Annotated in this window: 1 protein-coding gene; it reads right to left on the bottom strand. The window is 72.6% G+C overall.

The features are described 5' to 3' along the window. Nucleotides 1-467, bottom strand: a 467-nt coding sequence (locus E2C06_RS36980) for an IS701 family transposase (RefSeq protein WP_133293441.1), incomplete at both ends; no start/stop codon positions are given.

Below are 467 nucleotides of genomic sequence, written 5' to 3'. Positions count from 1 at the left end.
ACGCTCGACCATGCGCCTGGCCAGCCGTGGCTTGGTGGCGAAGCTCACCTCGGGCGGCACATGCGCCGCCGCCAGCCGGGCCGGGACGTCGGTCCAGCTCTTGGGCAGGTAAAGGGCGCGGTCGAGGAAGGCGTGCCCCTGCCGCGAGGCGTAGGCCGCGAAGACCCCGACCCGGTAGTTGGTGATCTTGCCCGCCGAGCCGGTGTACTGCCGCCCGACGCCGCAGGACGCCTTGCCCTGCTTCAGAAAGCCGGCTTCATCCATCACCAGCACCGCATCCGGGTCGGCCAGCGTCTCCAGCGCATCGTCGCGTACGCGGTCGCGCAGCACATCCGCCTCCCAGGGGCCGCGGCCAAGGATGGCCTGCTGGCGCCACGGCCCCGGGTCGCCCGCCGCCTCCGCCCGCATCCAGCCTGTCTTGCGCCGCTCAGGGCCGAGCAGCCCATCGAGGAACCCACCAGCCGATG

This window comes from Dankookia rubra, from assembly GCF_004355005.1.
Lineage (GTDB): Bacteria > Pseudomonadota > Alphaproteobacteria > Acetobacterales > Acetobacteraceae > Paracraurococcus > Paracraurococcus ruber_A.
Note: the sequence above shows the minus strand (reverse complement) of the source record. Positions and strands in the feature narration are given on the sequence as shown.